Source organism: Pantoea sp. JZ29 (assembly GCF_035190385.1).
GTDB classification, from domain to species: Bacteria; Pseudomonadota; Gammaproteobacteria; order Enterobacterales; family Enterobacteriaceae; genus Pantoea; species Pantoea stewartii.
This window is the reverse complement of the sequence record NZ_CP045241.1, coordinates 713,174-730,445: the sequence shown is the minus strand read 5'-3', so window position 1 is coordinate 730,445 and position 17,272 is coordinate 713,174. Positions and strand designations below refer to the sequence as shown.

General features: G+C 58.8%; 15 protein-coding genes and 1 pseudogene. 7 read left to right on the top strand and 9 right to left on the bottom strand.

The annotated features are described in order from the left end of the window. Window positions 1–2: 2 nt before the first annotated feature. Complete coding sequence (locus GC090_RS03540) at window positions 3–2,450, top strand: fimbria/pilus outer membrane usher protein (protein WP_039342188.1); 2,448 nt, start codon at window positions 3–5, stop codon at window positions 2,448–2,450. Next, the gene (locus GC090_RS03535; protein WP_039342185.1) at window positions 2,447–3,421 is read left to right on the top strand and encodes a Csu type fimbrial protein; all 975 of its coding nucleotides are present in this window, start codon (window positions 2,447–2,449) and stop codon (window positions 3,419–3,421) included. The genes GC090_RS03540 and GC090_RS03535 overlap by 4 nt, the downstream gene beginning before the upstream one ends. Here GC090_RS03535 and GC090_RS03530 read toward each other — a convergent pair. After that, window positions 3,418–4,740 (bottom strand): MFS transporter, encoded by a 1,323-nt coding sequence (locus tag GC090_RS03530; RefSeq protein ID WP_006118162.1) that lies wholly within the window; start codon window positions 4,738–4,740, stop codon window positions 3,418–3,420. The two genes, GC090_RS03535 and GC090_RS03530, sit on opposite strands and share 4 nt — an antisense overlap. 52 nt (window positions 4,741–4,792) lie before the next feature. On the opposite strand from GC090_RS03530, the gene GC090_RS03525 reads away from it, so the two are divergent. After that, the gene (locus GC090_RS03525; RefSeq protein ID WP_255421309.1) at window positions 4,793–4,927 is read left to right on the top strand and encodes a hypothetical protein; all 135 of its coding nucleotides are present in this window, start codon (window positions 4,793–4,795) and stop codon (window positions 4,925–4,927) included. 128 nt (window positions 4,928–5,055) lie between these two features. On the opposite strand, the gene exbD is transcribed toward GC090_RS03525, so the two are convergent. Both exbD and exbB read right to left on the bottom strand, forming a co-directional pair. Then, a complete protein-coding gene (gene exbD, locus GC090_RS03520) occupies window positions 5,056–5,478 on the bottom strand; it encodes a TonB system transport protein ExbD (RefSeq protein ID WP_006118163.1) in 423 nt (140 codons plus the stop codon). Between the two features lie 5 nt (window positions 5,479–5,483). After that, window positions 5,484–6,209, bottom strand: coding sequence for a tol-pal system-associated acyl-CoA thioesterase (gene exbB, locus GC090_RS03515; RefSeq protein WP_324020868.1), 726 nt, complete (start codon window positions 6,207–6,209; stop codon window positions 5,484–5,486). Window positions 6,210–6,697: 488 nt separating this feature from the next. Here exbB and GC090_RS03510 point away from each other — a divergent pair, with 488 nt between their 5' ends. Next, the gene (locus tag GC090_RS03510; RefSeq protein ID WP_072021712.1) at window positions 6,698–7,420 is read left to right on the top strand and encodes a hypothetical protein; all 723 of its coding nucleotides are present in this window, start codon (window positions 6,698–6,700) and stop codon (window positions 7,418–7,420) included. A gap of 15 nt (window positions 7,421–7,435) precedes the next feature. Here GC090_RS03510 and GC090_RS03505 read toward each other — a convergent pair whose 3' ends face one another. Together GC090_RS03505 and GC090_RS03500 are read right to left on the bottom strand one after the other, a co-directional pair. After that, complete coding sequence (locus GC090_RS03505) at window positions 7,436–8,812, bottom strand: MFS transporter (protein WP_039342179.1); 1,377 nt, start codon at window positions 8,810–8,812, stop codon at window positions 7,436–7,438. 279 nt (window positions 8,813–9,091) lie between these two features. Then, window positions 9,092–10,984, bottom strand: coding sequence for a bifunctional sugar phosphate isomerase/epimerase/4-hydroxyphenylpyruvate dioxygenase family protein (locus GC090_RS03500; RefSeq protein ID WP_324020866.1), 1,893 nt, complete (start codon window positions 10,982–10,984; stop codon window positions 9,092–9,094). Between the two features lie 233 nt (window positions 10,985–11,217). Here GC090_RS03500 and pcaH point away from each other — a divergent pair, with 233 nt between their 5' ends. Genes pcaH through GC090_RS03485 form a run of 3 tightly spaced genes read left to right on the top strand, consistent with a single transcriptional unit; the run spans window position 11,218 to window position 13,568 of the window. Further along, entirely contained in the window at window positions 11,218–11,958 is a 741-nt protein-coding gene (gene pcaH / locus GC090_RS03495; protein ID WP_033739780.1) for a protocatechuate 3,4-dioxygenase subunit beta, read from the top strand. After that, window positions 11,955–12,575 (top strand): protocatechuate 3,4-dioxygenase subunit alpha, encoded by a 621-nt coding sequence (gene pcaG / locus GC090_RS03490; protein ID WP_324020864.1) that lies wholly within the window; start codon window positions 11,955–11,957, stop codon window positions 12,573–12,575. The genes pcaH and pcaG overlap by 4 nt, the downstream gene beginning before the upstream one ends. Before the next feature lie 60 nt (window positions 12,576–12,635). After that, on the top strand, window positions 12,636–13,568 hold the full coding sequence (locus GC090_RS03485; RefSeq protein WP_033739783.1) for a LysR substrate-binding domain-containing protein: 933 nt from the start codon (window positions 12,636–12,638) through the stop codon (window positions 13,566–13,568). A gap of 9 nt (window positions 13,569–13,577) precedes the next feature. Here the strand turns inward: GC090_RS03485 and pcaC are convergent, their stop codons facing one another. From pcaC to pcaF, 4 genes and pseudogenes are all read right to left on the bottom strand, one after another. After that, the gene (pcaC, locus tag GC090_RS03480; RefSeq protein ID WP_206536933.1) at window positions 13,578–13,964 is read right to left on the bottom strand and encodes a 4-carboxymuconolactone decarboxylase; all 387 of its coding nucleotides are present in this window, start codon (window positions 13,962–13,964) and stop codon (window positions 13,578–13,580) included. Next, window positions 13,965–14,720 (bottom strand): annotated as a pseudogene (gene pcaD, locus GC090_RS03475) (3-oxoadipate enol-lactonase); the annotation flags it as partial. Beyond that, complete coding sequence (locus GC090_RS03470) at window positions 14,717–16,057, bottom strand: 3-carboxy-cis,cis-muconate cycloisomerase (RefSeq protein WP_162285892.1); 1,341 nt, start codon at window positions 16,055–16,057, stop codon at window positions 14,717–14,719. The gene GC090_RS03470 and the pseudogene pcaD, both read right to left, overlap by 4 nt. 3 nt (window positions 16,058–16,060) lie before the next feature. Beyond that, a complete protein-coding gene (gene pcaF, locus GC090_RS03465) occupies window positions 16,061–17,263 on the bottom strand; it encodes a 3-oxoadipyl-CoA thiolase (protein ID WP_324020861.1) in 1,203 nt (400 codons plus the stop codon). Window positions 17,264–17,272 lie beyond the last annotated feature (9 nt).

Below are 17,272 nucleotides of genomic sequence, written 5' to 3'. Positions count from 1 at the left end.
CAATGAAGCCGTATTCCCCGCATCCCGTTGCGCTCGCCATTGCGAGTCTGTGTTGTCTGGTGCCCACGTTTGTGTGGGCAGAAACGTTTACGTCGCTTCCCCCGCCGCCGCCCGTTGACAACGGGGCCACGGGCCAGCGCTATATGCTGGAGTTGGTGGTGAATCAGCTGTCACGTGGCGATATTGTGCCCGTGGAGCAACAAAACGGCCACTTCCTGGTGCGGGCAGGCGACTTACAACGCGCGGGAATCCCGGCGGAGAAGATTCAGGGGCAACAGCAGGTCGATGTGAATCAGCTCGCCGGGGTCAACGTGGAGTACGACGATCGCCGTCAGCGCCTGTTGCTGACCGTGCCGCCCGGCTGGCTGCCTGAACAGACCATTGGTGAGGAAAGGAACGGGTCGCGCTTCCCCGGACGCGTGAGTACCGGGGCGCTGTTCAATTACGATCTCTATGCCACGCGCACCGATGTGGCAGGCACGCGTCTGGCCGCCTTTAATGAGCTGCGCGTGTTTGGTCCCGCCGGGCACTTCTCCAGCAATGGCGTTTTACAGCAGCAGCTGGAAGGACAGAATCGCTACCAGAATGACGGCTACATTCGCTACGACACCTGGTGGAGCAATGAAGACGAAAACGCCATCCTGAGCTGGCGGGTGGGGGATCTGACTACCGATGCGCTGTCATGGAGCAGCAGCGTGCGGCTTGGCGGCATCCAGATTGCCCGCGACTTTAGCGTGCGGCCGGATCTGATCACCTATCCCTTGCCTGCCTTTTTTGGCCAGGCGGCGGTGCCGTCAACGGTGGATCTGTTTGTCAATGGCTACCGCTCTACTCAGGCGAATGTCCAGCCTGGCCCCTGGTCGCTCACTAACGTGCCTTTCGTTAACGGTGCCGGTGACGCCGTGATTACAACAACGGATGCGGTGGGCCGTCAGGTCGTCACGACGCTGCCGTTCTATGTGTCCAGTAACTTGCTCAAGCCAGGCCTGTCTGACTACGCCTTTTCAGCCGGTGCGCTTCGGCAAAATTACGGCATCAAAAACGCCGATTACGGTGCGGCCGCGATGAGCGGCTCGTGGCGCTATGGCCTGACAGACTGGCTCACACTGGAAACCCATGGTGAAGGGAGCCGCGATTTGGCCATGGGCGGCGCAGGTGCCCTGTTTAAAGTCGGCAGTTGGGGCGTGATCAACGGAGCCGCCGCACAGAGCCACCTGGACAGCGAGTCGGGCAATCAGTACAGCTGGGGTTATCAATACAACACCAGCCGTTTCAGCCTGGGCACTCAGCATACGGTGCGCAGCGCGGGCTTTGGCAACCTGGCGTTGGTGAGTAGCCAGAGCAATGCCCTCTATGCAGATAACCGCTACAGCCTGGCACGGCGCACGGCGCAGTACACCGCCAGCGTGTCGCTCAATCGCTATGGCAGTCTGGGCGCGGCCTGGATCGACATTGCCAGCGGCGATAACCAGCGTACCCGCCTGTGGAACCTCTCCTGGAGTAAAAATTTGTGGGGCAATGCCAGCCTGTATGTCTCCGCCAGCCGCGACAGAGAGCAGGGAGAATGGAGCGGCGCAGTCTCGCTGGTGATTCCGTTTGGTGAAAACAGTAATGCTTCCCTGAGCGTCGAACGCGATCAACAAGGTCAACAAAGCCAGCGGGCGTATTTATCCCGCGCCATGCCCAGCGATGGCGGATTCGCCTGGGATGCCTCCTGGGCGAACCAGGGCGGCAACAGTGGCGACTATCGTCAGGGCAGTCTGCGTTACCGCAATAACAAGATCGATACCTCTGCCGGCTTCTACGGCGATGACGACAACCTCACCCAGTGGGCCGATGTGTCCGGCTCGGTGGTGTTAATGGACAGCCAGGTGTTTGCCGCTAACACCATTAACGATGCGTTTGTGGTGGTGAAAACCCATTACCCTGACGTGAATGTGCGCTATGAAAATCAGTCGATGGGACGCACCGACCGCCAGGGCTATCTGCTGGTGCCGTCGATCAGCAGCTACTATCCCGCTAAATACGACATCGATACGCTCGATCTGCCCGCCGATATGACGGTGCCCAACGTCGAGCAGCGCTTTGCCGTTAAACGGCAAAGTGGGTTTTTGCTGAACTTCCCGGTCGAGCGGTTGCGCGCCGCCAGCGTGATACTGCATGACGGTCAGGATAAGCCGCTGCCCGTGTCCAGCCAGGTGATTCGGCCGGGACGGGCTACGGGCTATGTGGGTTGGGACGGTATTGTCTGGATGGAAGAACTGGGTGCCACCAATCCCATCCGCGTGATCGCCCCTGATGGTCGCGCCTGCGAAACGATCCTGACGTTGCCTGGCGGTCAGCCGCAGGCACTCAAAACGTATGGCCCGCTTACCTGCCCGTTGCCGCCGCTCCCCAGAGGCGCATCCGTGCCTAATCCCGATAACGCCACTGCCGGAATCACCCCATGAAAACGCTAATGTTGCTGCTTTGCCTGCTGCTGTTACCCTCGCTGAGTTACGCCGCCTGTGCCCTGCCCGCCTCCAGCGCCAGCTTTGGCAGTGTGACCACCTTTGTGGCTAACACCACGGTCAGTAGCACCTCGACCAATGCTGACGTCAACTGCGGGGCCGGCAGCGCGCTGTCGCTGCTGAGCAATAACCAGATCACCTTTCAGCTGACCAGCGCCAGCAACGCCAATGGGACGCGCGGCATCCTCAAACGGAGCGGCGATACCGGCAGCGACAACATTCCGGTGCGGTTATGTACCGACAGCGCCTGTGCCAGTGAGCTCACCATTGGCGGACCTGCGTTTGTCTACAACTCCGCCACCTTAATCAACCTGGCGGGATTGCTGGGTAGTCTCAACTTTGCCATTCCGGTCTATTTGCGCACCCTCACCGGGCAAACCGTGGCCGCCGGGACCTACACGGTGACGCTGAATATGACGGTCACCTACAACATCTGTACCAGCGTTTCGGCTGTTGGCCTGTGTCTCACACCGCAAACCGGCAGCGGCGTCATTCCCATTACTGTTACCGTGGTGCTCAGCAACGACTGTACCGCCATCACCGCGCCCAATATCAGCTTTGGCAGCGCACCGCTGGTCGCCAGTTTTGGCAGCGTGTCACAAACCATCAATGTCCTGTGCAGTAAAGGCAGCACCTATACAGTGGGGTTAAGCAACGGCAATAACGCGGTAAGCAGCGTACGTAATATGGCGAGTGGGACGAACCGACTGAGTTACGAGATTTATAAAGGAACGACCAGTAATCGCTGGGGACCGAGTGGCACGGAACGGGTAAGCAGCACGGCGGCGGATACCGTCAGTACCGATGGGCTGACGCGCAGCTACAACTACACTGCGCGTGTCCTCACCACCCAAAATACGCCGCCTGCAGGGAATTATACCGACAGCGTCGTGGTGGATATCGCGTTTTAGAGCGGCGCGCTGACGGGGGTTCCGCTATGCCGGGCGCGATACTGTTTCACCATGCGGCCAATCAGTAATGTCCCGATCAATCCACAAATGGCCGCAAAGGTCAGCCACGCGCCGGGCATCGCCTTATCGCCGCTGGCGTGGATCAGATAGCTGGAAACGGCGGGCGTGAAGCCACCGAACAGCGCCGTGGCCAGGCTGTAAGCCAGCGAGAAACCGGCGGCACGCACCTCGGCGGGCATAATTTCTGCCAGATAAACCACCATCGCGCCGTTGTAGCTGGCGTACAGGAAGGAGAGCCAGAGCTCCGCCGCCAGCAGGTGGCCGAAGCTCGGCGCGCCAACCATCCAGTGCAGCACAGGCCAGGCGGTGGCAATCATCAATACCGTAAACGTCAGCAGCAGCGGACGACGACCTACGCGGTCAGACAGCGCGCCCATCACCGGGAGCCAGAACAGGTTGGAAATCCCCACAAACAGCGTCACCATAAAGGCCTGTTTGTCACTCATCATTAATACGGTCTTGCCGAAGGTTGGGGTGAACGCGGTGATCATGTAAAACATCACCGTGGTGGTCACCACCATCAGCATACCGGCCAGCACCAGTGCCCAGTTGCTGGCGACGGAACGCATAATGTCGGTCATTGATGGATGGTGTTTACGCTGACTAAAGGCTTCGGTCTCTTCCAGCATGCGACGAATATAGAACAGGAAAGGGACGATCAGGCAACCCACGACAAACGGAATACGCCAGCCCCATTCGGTCACCTCATCATGTGAGAGCAGATGATTCAGCCCCAGCCCCAGCAGAGCCGCGAAGATCACCGCGATTTGCTGGCTACCGGACTGCCAGCTGACAAAGAACCCTTTACGCCCTTTCGGTGCCACTTCGGCCAGATAAACCGAAACGCCGCCCAGTTCTACCCCGGCAGAAAAACCCTGCAATAAGCGACCAAGTAAAATGAGTATCGGTGCGGCAGCACCCAGGGTGGCATAACCCGGTACCAGTGCGATAGTCAGCGTGCCTAACGCCATCAGCCCAAGCGTTAACAGCAGTCCTTTACGACGGCCATGATGGTCAATGTACGCTCCCAGAATAATCGCCCCCAGAGGACGCATCAGAAAGCCGGCACCGAAGGTCATCAGTGTCAGCATTAACGAGGAGAAGGGATCGTCTCCGGGGAAAAAGGTTTTGGAAATGGCCGTGGCGTAGTAGCCAAACACCATAAAATCGTACATTTCAAGGAAGTTACCGCTGGTAACATTGAAAATGGTTCTGGCCGCACCTTTTGGCGGCTTTTGTAAAGTTTCACTTTGGCTCATAACTGCTTCCTTGGTTTTTTATCCCTTTTAGCCTGCCAGAGGTGAGATTAATGTGACCTCCATCACCATTGCACTTTACAAACTCTCTGGTTTAAGTAACAAGAAATTAACAGAAGGGTTACAGCAGCATAACTGCCTGCTCGGCGCAGGATTTGCCAGACAAGATGTGGCAAAAATTCAGGCATAAAAAAAGCGCGTCGGGCTGAACGCGCTGTCTTACAAAACAAGGGATAAACGGATGAAGGAGAAACAGGCGAAACGCACTCAATGCAAGGCTGTGCAGGACGGGTTTAGCCTGCGCACATCAACGACGCGTTATTTTTTTACCGTTTCCATCCCCATCAGGCCGATCTTGAGATAACCCGCCGTGCGCAGTTCATCCATCACGCTCATCAGAGTTTCATAATCGACCGATTTGTCGGCCTGGAAGAAAATGGTGGTATCTTTGTTGCCTTGCGTCTGCTGCATCAACACGTTGATAAGCGCGTCCTTGTTCACCTGATCGTTACCTACGTAAAGCTGCTTATCGGCTTTAATCGAGAGATAGACCGGTTTTTCCGGACGCGGTTGCGGCGCACTGGTGGAGGCGGGCAGATTCACACGCACATCCACCGTTGCCAGGGGCGCAGCCACCATAAAGATAATCAGCAGTACCAGCATCACGTCGATAAACGGCGTGACGTTGATTTCATGCATTTCACCATCGGTTTCTGAGCTGTCGTTAAATCGCATTGCCATAACGCTTACCCCAGACGCAGTTTTTGCGCGGCGGCAGGACGGCTGACCTCAGGCTGAGCCAGGTTTCCCAGGTCGATATCGCGGCTTTGCAGCAGCATGACCTGCGCGGCAACGTCGCCTAAGGAGGCTTTGTAATTAGCGATCATACGGGCAAACACGTTATAAATCACAACCGCCGGAATCGCCGCGACTAAACCAATGGCCGTCGCCAGCAGCGCTTCGGCGATACCCGGTGCCACGACCGCCAGGTTAGTCGTCTGGGTTTTGGCAATACCGATAAAGCTGTTCATGATGCCCCAGACGGTACCAAACAGGCCGACGAAGGGCGCTACCGAGCCAATCGTGGCCAGGAAGCCATTCCCGCGCCCCGCATGACGGCAGAATGCCGCAACCCGACGCTCAAGACGAAACGCAGTGCGTTCTTTAATGCCGCCGGTTTCTTCAACGCCTGCGGACAGTTCCAGCTCGTTTTGCGCATCATGTAACAGCACCGCGCTGTGGCTGGCCGCATGGAAGCTCTGGGCCGCGCGCGCGGCATCATTGAGATTGCGGGCTTCGCCTAATGCCAGCTGTTCACGCTTCAGGCGACGTCTGGCGGCGCTCAGCTCAGCGTACTTCCCGAAGAAAATGGCCCAGGTCACGACTGAGGCCAGTAACAGACCGATCATGACAACCTTCACCACAATATCGGCATGCTGATACATGCCCCACACGGAAAGGTCCGCTTGCATTAAATCACTGGCTACCACGCTGCTTCTCCAACTTCATATACAGGATGCGGAATAAGGGCAAATGATAGCAAAAATCAATCGAATTGATAGTGGTTCTCATTAGTATTTACAATCAAATAGCTGGACATCGCTGGAAGAAGGGATAACGCGTAGCCGTATCTGTTGCACCGTGTTGCCTGTATCCGGACAGTATGCAACGCAGCGATGAGGGCGGTCAGAAACTGCCTGGTCGATGGCTGATGCGCATGGAGAGTGAGTTGATCCGCAGCCCGCCCTGCTGAGCACGCTAACCGCAGACGCAGGGAAAGTGTTTTGTGGCGTTTAATAAGCCATCGGGCGTCATAATGGCGCGAGAAAAATAATTTTATCCGGTCCAGCATCAATCTGAATTTTCATTGTCAGATAAGCCAGCACGTAAAACATTGAGGCCGCCAGTCAGGGTTTGCCTGTTGTAAGTGGCCGTTGCGCAAACATAATGAAAACAGCCGATGAGTAACCTCTTTATCGCCAGCCTGATGACGTTTTTTCGTCGAATAAAGCAGCAGGGCCGCTGTGCTTCACATAACAGGATCGCTGCCTGCAATCGCCACGCTGATCGGCAATCCGTCCGGGCCCATCCGGAAGATGCGTCACTGAGTGCCGGCGCGCGCCGGTCCTCTTTGGTATCTGTACCAGGCGCTGAGGACTCGCCACAAATGCCGGGACGCCCTGCCTCTCTCTGGCTGTCGCGCGTCTTCCTGCTTATCTCACTGCTGTTGCCGGGATCGGGCATGGTTTCACCCTGTTCAGGGGCGTGCTATGCCGCGACGAACACCTTGATTACGTTGCACTTCTTCAGACGCTGCTATGAATCGGGTAAGCCCTCATCCGGTATGGTGAAGTGTTTCAGTCGTCAGCTCCGCACGGTCGCGCTCATTCGCTTTATTCATGCTTCACGCAATGCGGCACCGCCGGGCAAACTGAAGCGTTTTCACTATGCGCATCACGCCGGTAAAAAGTCCGTCCGGCCGCCATTCCGTGCAGACAGCGGGGAAGCGCCAACACCGGTAAGTACGTCAACCTCCCCCCTGTTCCAGCCTGATACCTTACTGCGTCAGCGCCCTGCGCAACCGCTGCCGCCCTGCCTGAGTCAGGCAGACAACGCGGCACAGCAAAATCTGTTTGTGCCGCAACGGGACATGGACGCGGGCTTACTGCCCTGTCTGCATTGACCGCGGCTGGGCAGGTTAATGGATATCCCCCGGGCTGACGCCCCAGCGGGAGACGGTGCCGCTGTCCGCGCGCTGACGCTGCTGATAGCGTCCTTTCGCCGCAATCATTGCCACCGTCAGCAAGGCCGGAATCGCTAATACCGCGAAAATCGTGGTAACGCCCCACCCCAGCGCCAGCATTTCCGCGCCCGCCAGCGCACTCAGGATTGCGCCAACGCGCCCGACGCCGTGCATCCAGCTGGAACCGGTTGCCCGCGCCTCGGTGGGATAAAAGCTGGCCGACAGGGCATTCATTCCGGTGTTCGCGCCACCAATGCAAAAGCCTATCATCAGTGCGCAGCCGCCAAGCAACACCGGATGCGTCATCGACAGCCCCATACAAACAGTAAACAGTCCACCCGCACCGTAAATCAGCGATAAGGCACGATGCGATTCAATACGATCCATCAGCCAGCCCGAAAACAGAGAACCGCATGTGCCGCCAGCCTGGAACAGGGCCGTAATAACCGCTGCCTGAACCACGCTAAAACCGTTGTCTTTAATCAGCATCGGCAGCCAGCTGCCCAGGGTGTAAAACAGAAACAGTGCGGTGAAATAGGCGCCCCACAGCATCAGGCTGCCGAAGCGGTAGGTGTCATTGAGGACGACTTTAACAGGTTGCGCGTGAGCCCGACTGACCGGGGGCAACGCCAGCGTACACTGTTGCAGATCCAGATCCGGGGCCAGTTTCGCCAGGATACGGTGAATTTTTTGGCTGGCCGCGCGCCTGACCACCAGAAAGCAGACCGACTCCGGCAGCGCCCAAAGCAGTAACGGCACAAACAGGATCGGCAGGATGCCGCCCAGCAACAGCACAGCATGCCAGCCAAAGTGCGGCATCAGCCAGGAGGCGGCGAAACCGCCCAGTGCCGCGCCAAAAGTAAAGCCACAAAAAACGACGGTGATAAGAAAGGCGCGCCGTCTGGCCGGGGCAAACTCCGCCACCAGCGTCCCCACATTCGGCATCGCCGCGCCTAAACCCAGGCCGGTGAGAAAGCGAAACAGGACCATCTGTTCCATATTTTGCGAGAAGGCGGTGATCAGCGTCCACGCGCCAAAAAAGAACACGCTGTTAATGATGACTACTTTTCGGCCCAGCTTATCGGACAGCGGACCCGAGAGCATCGCCCCCAGCGCCAGTCCCACCAGCGCCGCGCTGATAATCAGCCCCAGTTCGCGATTCGTGATCCCCCAGTCTGCTTTTAATTCAGGGGCAATAAACCCCATGATGGCGATATCGAACCCATCAAGCGCGATGATGCAGAAGCCGAACAGCACCACCATCTTTTGCCACATCCCCAGCGGGCGGCTGTCGATTAACGCCCGAACATCAATTGCTTTGCTTTCCGCCACGGTGACTCTCCGGTGAAATAAGTAATGTGCAGTTACTATATGCAGGCGCTGCAGGGCAAGAAATGGCGATAATCGAAATTTTGTGCGTTTATCGCGCAACCTGCGCCCGTGCGGGCAGCTGAAATGCGTTAATGGCTTGTTAAAAATAAGGAATTTTCTGGAAAGTCTGTCTGGACTGTCCGGTGAGGATTGTGAGCGTGATCGGCGTGATGCCAGCAAAGGGAAAGAGAGAAAACGCGGGATTAGGGTAACGGGGCCAGTCAGCCTGGCCCCTGTGAATTACCGCATGGCGGTCAGCCGTACCGGCGCGTTTGCCGCACCGAAGCCGTGATAGCGACGCCGCCGCTCCAGTAGTTCAAAGAAAAAGCGCCCTTTTTCATAGGGTTCCGTATAGACGTGAAGCAGCTCTCCGCCCTGTTCATCGCGATCATACATCACGTCAAAGCGCTGTAACTGCGCCAGAAAATCCGGGTCGAGGTCAAAGCGCGCCAGCAGATCCTGATAATAGTTAGCGGGGATGCGCAAAGTTTTCAGGCCGCGTTCGCGGGCGGCTTTTACTGCGCTGAACAGATCGTCGCAACCAAACGCCACGTGCTGTAATCCCGCCCCCTGGTAGGTCGTCAACGCACGGGCGATCTGCGTTTCCCGGCTGACCGACATATTCAACGGCAGACGGATAGCATCATTCGGGCTGCGTAAAACGCGGCTGCGCACCAGCCCAAGCGGATCAGGCAGTTCCCATTCGGTATCCTGAACAAAGCCCGGTACGCTGCGCAGGAACATAATCCAGTTGTCGCGCGTTTCATCCGGCAACGCGATCGCCAGATGATCCAGGGTCTGCATCGCAGGCTGAGGCGCGCTGCGATGCGTTAAATTGAAATCACTGTGGTAACCGTCCTGACCGGCGGGCTCGTCTTCCACCAGATAAATCAGGCTGCCATCCGGCGCGCATAAAGCCGGTATCTGACGTTCATTCGGGCCGGTTTCGCCCTGCCAGATAGCGTAGCCATAATCCTGCGCCCGCTGAATCAGGTTCTCCACGCCGCATACGCGCCAGGCCACTGCACAGAGGGAAATACCATGCTGATGGTAGTAACCGCTGGCCTGGCTGTCGGGCTGCGCATTCAGAATGACGTTGACCTTGCCGTTGCGATAAAGCGAAACCTGTTTCGAACGGTGCTCGCCCGCGTGCACCAGGCCAAGCTGCGTGAGCCACTGTCCTAACGCCAGCGCATCGTTATGGCTGACGGCAAATTCAATAAACTCCAGTGCCATCAGCGGCGGCTGAGGCGCTGAGTGAAATAATTCTTCTCCCGCCAGCGAAGCCAGCGCGCTGGGTAGCAGCGGTTGCCTGACCAGCCAGTCGCGGGTTTGCTCCTCCAGCCACAACAGCGATCGGTAGCCGTCCTGCGCCGTCGGCACTACCGGTGAAGCGCGGAATCCGTCGTTAAAAATCTCCAGCGACCAGGCATCGCGATAGCCATGTGCTGACAGCTGCGTCATAAACTGCGTCAGATTCAGTTCCCCCTGGCCGGGGAAGCAGCGGAAGTGACGGCTCCAGGAAAGCACGTCCATTTTCAGCAGCGGCGCATCTGCCAGTTGCACGAACACTATTTTTTCGGGCGGCACGATGTCCAGGCCGTCAAGGCTGTCGCCGCGAGACAAAATATGAAAACTGTCGAGCACAATGCCAAAGGAGGGATGGTCCACCGCTTCCACGCGGGCCCAGGCATCACGCCACAGGCTGACATGCCGGCCCCAGGCCAGCGCCTCATAACCGAGGGTAATACCGTACTGCGCGGCCAGCTCCGCCAGCGCACGCAGATCGCTGACCTGGGTGTTGAAATCATCGCTGCAGTCGGGTGACACATTACTGCATACCAGCATCCGCTGGCAGCCCAGTTGCGTCATCACCTCAAACTTGCGCGCCGCACGGGCCAGATTTTGTGCCAGCCTGTCACGCGGGCCGCCTTCGAAGTCACGGAAGGGCTGGAACAGCAAAATTTCCAGGCCCAGCTCTTCGCACAACTGGCGAATCTCCACGGGTGAGCCGGGATAATAGACTAAATCGTTATCGAAAATTTCGACACCATCAAAGCCGGCGGCGGCGATTGCGCGCAGCTTTTCCGGCAGCGTGCCCGATACCGAGACCGTTGCGACAGAACGTTTCATTATTGCCTCCTGATAAACGGTCACAGGGTGACCTTAAAGCAGCCAGTCAGCAGCGAGGCGTTCTGCTAACGGAGATTGGCAATTGTTATGAACCAGATGGAACATTTCGTCAATGTGACAGGTCATGATTTTTGGTTATGAGCAAAGCTACGTTTTTTCACTTTTCTTTTACAAGTTACGCTTCCTACACTCGTTCCTCTGTACGCGAAAAACAAAACAATAAGGATGCCTGGATGAAAAATGACTGGCCCGCCCGTGAACTGGTACACCGTGATTACCGCCATCACCCGCCGGCGCTTGCGCCGTTGTACAAAACCAGCATACTGCGCTCGCCGCGCAATGCGCTGATTTCGCTGCAAAATTCCTTATCGGAAATCACCGCACCGGTGTTCACCCGTCAGGAGCTGGGCCCCCGGGACAGCGATCTGATTCTTAATTATGCGAAGGACGGCCTGCCGATTGGCGAGCGCATCATTGTGCATGGCTACGTGCGCGATGCGTTTGGTCAGCCGGTGCGGAATGCCCTGGTTGAGGTATGGCAGGCCAATGCTGGCGGTCGCTATCGTCATAAAAAAGATCAGTATCTGGCCCCCATCGATCCGAATTTTGGCGGCTGTGGTCGCATGCTGACCGACGACAATGGCTACTACTGCTTTCGGACCATTAAGCCCGGCCCCTATCCCTGGCGTAACCAGGTCAGCGACTGGCGTCCAGCCCATATTCATTTTTCCCTTTCTGGCGAAGCCTTTGCTCAGCGCTTGATTACGCAGATGTATTTTGAGGGCGATCCGCTGGTAGGACGCTGTCCTATCCTGCAGTCGGTAGGCAGCGAAGAAGCCGTCCGCACCCTGATTGCAGAGCTGGATACGCATTCGGCGATTCCCCTGGACTGTCTGGCCTATCGCTTTGATCTGGTATTGCGGGGTCACCGCGCAACCTGGTTCGAAAACCGCACTCAGGGAGCCGCATCATGAAAAACTATCTGCCTGAAACAGCCTCACAAACTGCCGGCCCTTACGTGCACATTGGCCTGGCACCGCATGCCGCGGGCTTTGATATCTTTGAACATAATTTCAGCGAGGTGCTCACGCAGCCGGAAACGCGCGGTGAGCGCATTACCGTTGAAGGCTGTGTTTACGATGGTTCTGGCACGCCGGTGCGCGATGTGCTGATTGAAGTGTGGCAGGCCAATGCCGCCGGGCGCTACCAGCATCCCGCTGACCAGCAGCACGACAAGCCGCTGGATCCGGCGTTTCGCGGCTGGGGGCGCACCTGCTCCGATTTTGACAGCGGCATCTGGCGTTTTGAAACCATCAAGCCCGGCAGCGTGACCGGCCGCGACGGACGTCCCATGGCGCCTCACCTCAACTTATGGATTGTGGCACGAGGTATCAATATCGGCCTGAACACCCGCCTCTATTTTGTCGATGAACAGGCGGCAAATGCCCGGGATCCGGTGCTGAATCTGATTGAGTGGGAGAAGCGGCGCAACACCCTGCTGGCACACCGTGAACAACGCGGCAGCGAAACGGTTTACCGTTTCGATATCGTTCTGCAGGGCGAAAACGAAACCGTATTTTTTGATGTCTGACGCTTAACAAAGTCGCTACATTGTCCTTGCCGCTGCGGCGGCAAATTCTTACCATGAGCCATGGATAGTGTTTCCCGGTTCAGTCAGCGCGTGCGCCTGCGTCATCTTCACGCTTTTGTTGCCACCGCGCAGCAAGGGACGCTGGGCCGTGCCGCCCGCCAACTGGGTATTACTCAGCCCGCCTTATCGAAAACCCTCAGCGAACTGGAATACCTGACCGGTGAACAACTGCTGGTGCGCAGCCGCCAGGGAACAGCGCTGACCGCCAGCGGGACGCGCTTTCTGCATGACGCCATTCGCATCCTGGATGCACTTACGCTGGTCGATCAGGTCATGCGTCCGGACAGCGCGCCACATCTCGCGCCTCTGCATATCGGTGCCTTGCCGACCGCCATCGGCAGCGTGGTTGCGCCGGTGCTGGCCAGCCTGCAGCAGCACTATCCGGGCTGGCGTATACAGGTCACTACGCTTTCGAACGACGCGCTGCTGATGGCGATAAAGTCGGGGCAAATGACGCTGGGAATCGGACGGATGGCGGAACCGGTTCTGATGGACGGTCTGAACTTTGAACTGTTGTATCTGGAAACACTGCGTCTGGTCGTGGCCCCGCACCATCCCTTGCTGCATGCGGGCGTGACCCTGGCAGAAGCGCTCAGTTGGCCGTTGATCCTTTCGCCACGCGGCACCGTACCGCGTCAAAATGCGGAATCGCTGATGACCAGCCATGGGCTGACCCTGCCTGAAGGCGCGGTAGAAACCCTGTCAACGACGCTGGCGCGGCGGCTGACGCAAAACCACGGTTACGTCTGGCTGGTGCCTTACGGCGCGGTGCGCGACGACTTAACGAGTAATCAGCTTCGGGCTCTGCCGCTGCCGAACCAGGGCATGGCCGAAGCGGTGGGCATCCTGACCCGTCAGCAGCATACACCGCCCCCTGAACAACAACATCTGGTGGCGGCATTGCGTCAGCGGGTGCTGGATGTCCCGGTCTGACGCCGCGATTTAACGGGCACTATCCCGCTCGTCGAAAATGCTTTGCGCCAGGTGGAACGCCGCGTTCGCCGCAGGCAGGCCACAATACAGCGCGGCATGCATCAGTACCTCTTTGATCTCATCCCGACTGACCCCGTTATTGAATGCGGCCCGCAGATGCATTTTCAGTTCGGCTTCACGGTTAAGCGCAATCAGCATACCGATGGTGATCAGGCTGCGCGTGTGGCGCGACAATCCGGGCCGGGTCCAGATCTCTCCCCAGGCGTAACGACTGATGAAGTGTTGAAATTCGTCGTTCAGAGGGGACAGATTCTCCAGGGTGCGGTCCACATGCGCGTCACCGAGTACCGCGCGGCGCACCGTCATTCCCTGCTGATAACGCTGCTGCTGCGTCAGTTGCGCGTCAATAAACGGCTGCAGGGCGCGATTAAATGCCAGCCACACCTCCACACTGGAGAGATGCGACGCAGGCAACACCACCAGCTGCGCGCCGTGGATGTGCGCCACCATGGCTTCTGCGTCGGCCACCGTCGTCACGGCATCGTCCCGCCCCGCAATGACCAGCACAGGAAGATGAATGGCCGCCAGTTCGTGACGTAAATCTGCGGCAGCCAGCGCATCGCAGCAGTCCGCATAACTTTCTGCATCACAGTCACGCAGTTGCGTGAGCAACGCCTGCACGGTGGCGGGTGCCCGTTCGCTGAACGCCGGCGTAAACCAGCGTGCGGCAGCACCGTCAGCAATCGCCGCCATACCGTACTGACGCACCTGCGCTGCGCGCTGCTGCCAGGCCGCAGACTCACCGATCTTCGCGGCGCTGTTGGCGACCGTGAGCGTGATCAGGCGATGAGGATGGAAACGGGCCAGCCAGAGCCCGGTCAGCCCGCCCATCGAAATGCCGCAAAAATGCACCCTGTCGATAGCCAGCTTATCCAGCAGCGACAGCACCGCCATCCCCAGCTGTTCCAGCGAACGGGTTTGTCCGTTCGGTGCCGAGGCACCGTGCCCCGGGACATCGTAACGCAGAATGCGATAATGACCGATCAGCGCATCGCGCTGGGGCTGCCACATGTCTGCCGCCGTTCCTAAGGAGTTGCTGAATAACACCACCGGAGCATCGTCTGGCCCCTCAAGGATGTAATGAAGTGTCATGATTCCCTCGCCGCCGCTAAAACCTGTTGAATAAAGCGCGCCGCACTGCCCGTGGCATTGGCCGGGTCGAGCAGTGCCTCCAGCGTTGAATGACTCAGGCGCGTTCTGACCGTTTCATCCGCACTCAGTACGGACAACAAACTCTGCTGTGTGTCCAGCGCCCGGCGGCAGCACTGCTCAATATGATGGTGCGCCTGCTGGCGTCCCATCTCGTTCGCCAGCGCCAGCGTGACCGCTTCCGCCATAATTAATCCCTGCGTCAGGCCAAGGTTACGTTGCATGGCATCTTCATGCACCTCCAGCCCGTCGATCAGTTCCGTGCTGTGGGCCAGCGCCGCGCCGCTCAGTACGATCAGCTGCGGCAGGCTCTGCCACTCGGCCTGCCAGCCACCCAGCGCACGCTCGTGTTCCTGCACCATCCCGGCATACAGACCGGACATCAGCGCCGGTACCCGATTGGCCGCGCTGAGAATGGCGGCGCACAGTACCGGATTACGTTTATGCGGCATGGTTGAGGAGCCGCCGCGCCCTGCCGCCTGAGGTTCGCTGATCTCCCCTACCTCGCTCTGCATCAGCAGCGACATATCCCGCGCCAGCTTGCCCAGCGTCCCGGTCAGGCCGGCATACCAGCCTGCCAGCTCGGTAAGCCTGTCGCGCTGAGCATGCCAGGGCGTGGCGCTACGCGGCAAATTCAGCGCCTCGGACAGTGCCTGCTCGACCTGCTCGCCTTTATCGCCCAGCGAGGCCAGCGTGCCTGCCGCCCCGCCAAACTGCAACGCCAGTACCCGCGGCTGCATCGCCCTGAGGCGTTGTCGATCGCGTACCAGGGCGTCCAGCGTGCCTGCCAGCTTTAGCCCAAGGGTAACGGGCAAGGCATGTTGCAACCACGTGCGTCCGACCATCAGCGTTTTGCTGTGCCGTTCGCACTGCGCGCTCAGCACGGCAATCAGCCGATCCAGCAGCGTAGCCGTACCGCTGAGCGCCGCGCGCAGTTGCAGCATCAGTCCGCTGTCGATTGCGTCCTGGCTGGTTGCGCCCCAGTGGACATAGCGCGCCGCCTCGGGCGATCGGGCAGCCACCAAAGCGGTCAATTGTTTGACGAGGGGAATCGCCAGGTTGCCGGCCAGCCCTGCGGCCTGGGTCAGCGCAGCGGCATCGATCGCGTCGGCACGGCAGCAGTCCTGAATGATCTGCGCAGATTCGCGGTCCATCAGCCCCGCACTGGCAAGCGCCTGTGCCAGGCCAGCTTCAAAATCCAGCATCCCCTGCAGCAGCGCCGTATCGCTGAAGCCCTCACTGAGAGGAGAAGCCATAAACATGGCGCGGTAAAGAGACATTAATTATACCCGTTCCAGAATAAGTGCGATTCCCTGCCCGACACCGACGCACATGGTGCAGAGTGCGTAACGTCCTCCGGTGCGCCGCAGGTGATAGGCCGCGGTCATGGTCAGCCTGCCACCGGATGCGCCGAGCGGATGGCCCAGCGCTATTGCGCCGCCGTTAGGGTTCACCTGCGCGGCATCGTCGGCCAGCCCGAGCGCCCGCGTCACGGCCAGCGCCTGGGCAGCAAACGCTTCATTTAATTCGATTACGTCCATTTGTGCCAGCGTCAGGCCACTCTGGGCCAGCACTTTGCGTACCGCAGGTACGGGACCATAACCCATGATACGCGGTTCAACGCCGCAGGCAGCCATCGCGACCACACGCACCAGCGGCGTGAGGCCGTGGGCGGCAACCGCGTTTTCACTGGCGAGTAATAAGGCGCAGGCCCCGTCATTGATGCCCGAGGCATTGCCTGCCGTCACGCTGCCGTCCGGCGTCACGACGCCTTTTAACCCCGCCAGCGCCGCCAGGGAGGTACTGCGCGGATGCTCATCGCAGGCAACAGTGATAGCTTCACCTTTGCGCTGCGGGAGAGTGACGGTCATCAGCTCGTCACTGAACAGGCCCATCTCCTGCGCACGCGCGGTACGAAGCTGGCTGCGTAACGCAAAGGCATCCTGATCGGCGCGGCTGATAGCAAAATCGTGTGCCACGTTTTCCGCCGTTTCCGGCATGGTTTCAACGCCAAAGCGGTCGCGCATCTGCGGGTTGATGAAACGCCATCCCATGGTGGTGTCTTCCATTTTCAGGCTGCGACTAAACGCGCTTTGTGCTTTTCCGGTCACGAAGGGCGCGCGCGACATACTCTCTACGCCGCCTGCGATCATGACCTCGGCTTCGCCGCATTTTATTGCCCTGGCCGCCATGCCGATGGCATCCAGCCCCGAACCGCAAAGACGATTGATCGTCGTGCCAGGCACGCTGGACGGCAGCCCGGCCAGTAACAGGGCCATACGCGCCACGTTACGATTGTCTTCGCCTGCCTGATTGGCGCAGCCATAGATCACATCATCGATCGCCTGCGCGACAGAAGCAGGCTGACGGGCAAGCAGCGCCGCCAGCGGTAAGGCCGCCAAATCGTCTGCCCGAATTCCCGCGAGCGCGCCGCCATAACGGCCAAATGGCGTGCGGAGCGCATCACAAATAAAAGCCTGTTGCATTCGCGGTTC

Excerpts from the sequence above, each read along its gene's own strand:
- GC090_RS03540 (WP_039342188.1), top strand. The coding sequence starts at position 3 with ATGAAGCCGTATTCCCCGCATCCCGTTGCGCTCGCCATTGCGAGTCTG.
- GC090_RS03535 (WP_039342185.1), top strand. The coding sequence starts at position 2,447 with ATGAAAACGCTAATGTTGCTGCTTTGCCTGCTGCTGTTACCCTCGCTG.
- GC090_RS03530 (WP_006118162.1), bottom strand. The coding sequence starts at position 4,740 with ATGAGCCAAAGTGAAACTTTACAAAAGCCGCCAAAAGGTGCGGCCAGA.
- exbD (WP_006118163.1), bottom strand. The coding sequence starts at position 5,478 with ATGGCAATGCGATTTAACGACAGCTCAGAAACCGATGGTGAAATGCAT.
- exbB (WP_324020868.1), bottom strand. The coding sequence starts at position 6,209 with ATGCAAGCGGACCTTTCCGTGTGGGGCATGTATCAGCATGCCGATATT.
- GC090_RS03510 (WP_072021712.1), top strand. The coding sequence starts at position 6,698 with ATGAGTAACCTCTTTATCGCCAGCCTGATGACGTTTTTTCGTCGAATA.
- GC090_RS03500 (WP_324020866.1), bottom strand. The coding sequence starts at position 10,984 with ATGAAACGTTCTGTCGCAACGGTCTCGGTATCGGGCACGCTGCCGGAA.
- pcaH (WP_033739780.1), top strand. The coding sequence starts at position 11,218 with ATGAAAAATGACTGGCCCGCCCGTGAACTGGTACACCGTGATTACCGC.
- pcaG (WP_324020864.1), top strand. The coding sequence starts at position 11,955 with ATGAAAAACTATCTGCCTGAAACAGCCTCACAAACTGCCGGCCCTTAC.
- GC090_RS03485 (WP_033739783.1), top strand. The coding sequence starts at position 12,636 with ATGGATAGTGTTTCCCGGTTCAGTCAGCGCGTGCGCCTGCGTCATCTT.
- GC090_RS03470 (WP_162285892.1), bottom strand. The coding sequence starts at position 16,057 with ATGTCTCTTTACCGCGCCATGTTTATGGCTTCTCCTCTCAGTGAGGGC.
- pcaF (WP_324020861.1), bottom strand. The coding sequence starts at position 17,263 with ATGCAACAGGCTTTTATTTGTGATGCGCTCCGCACGCCATTTGGCCGT.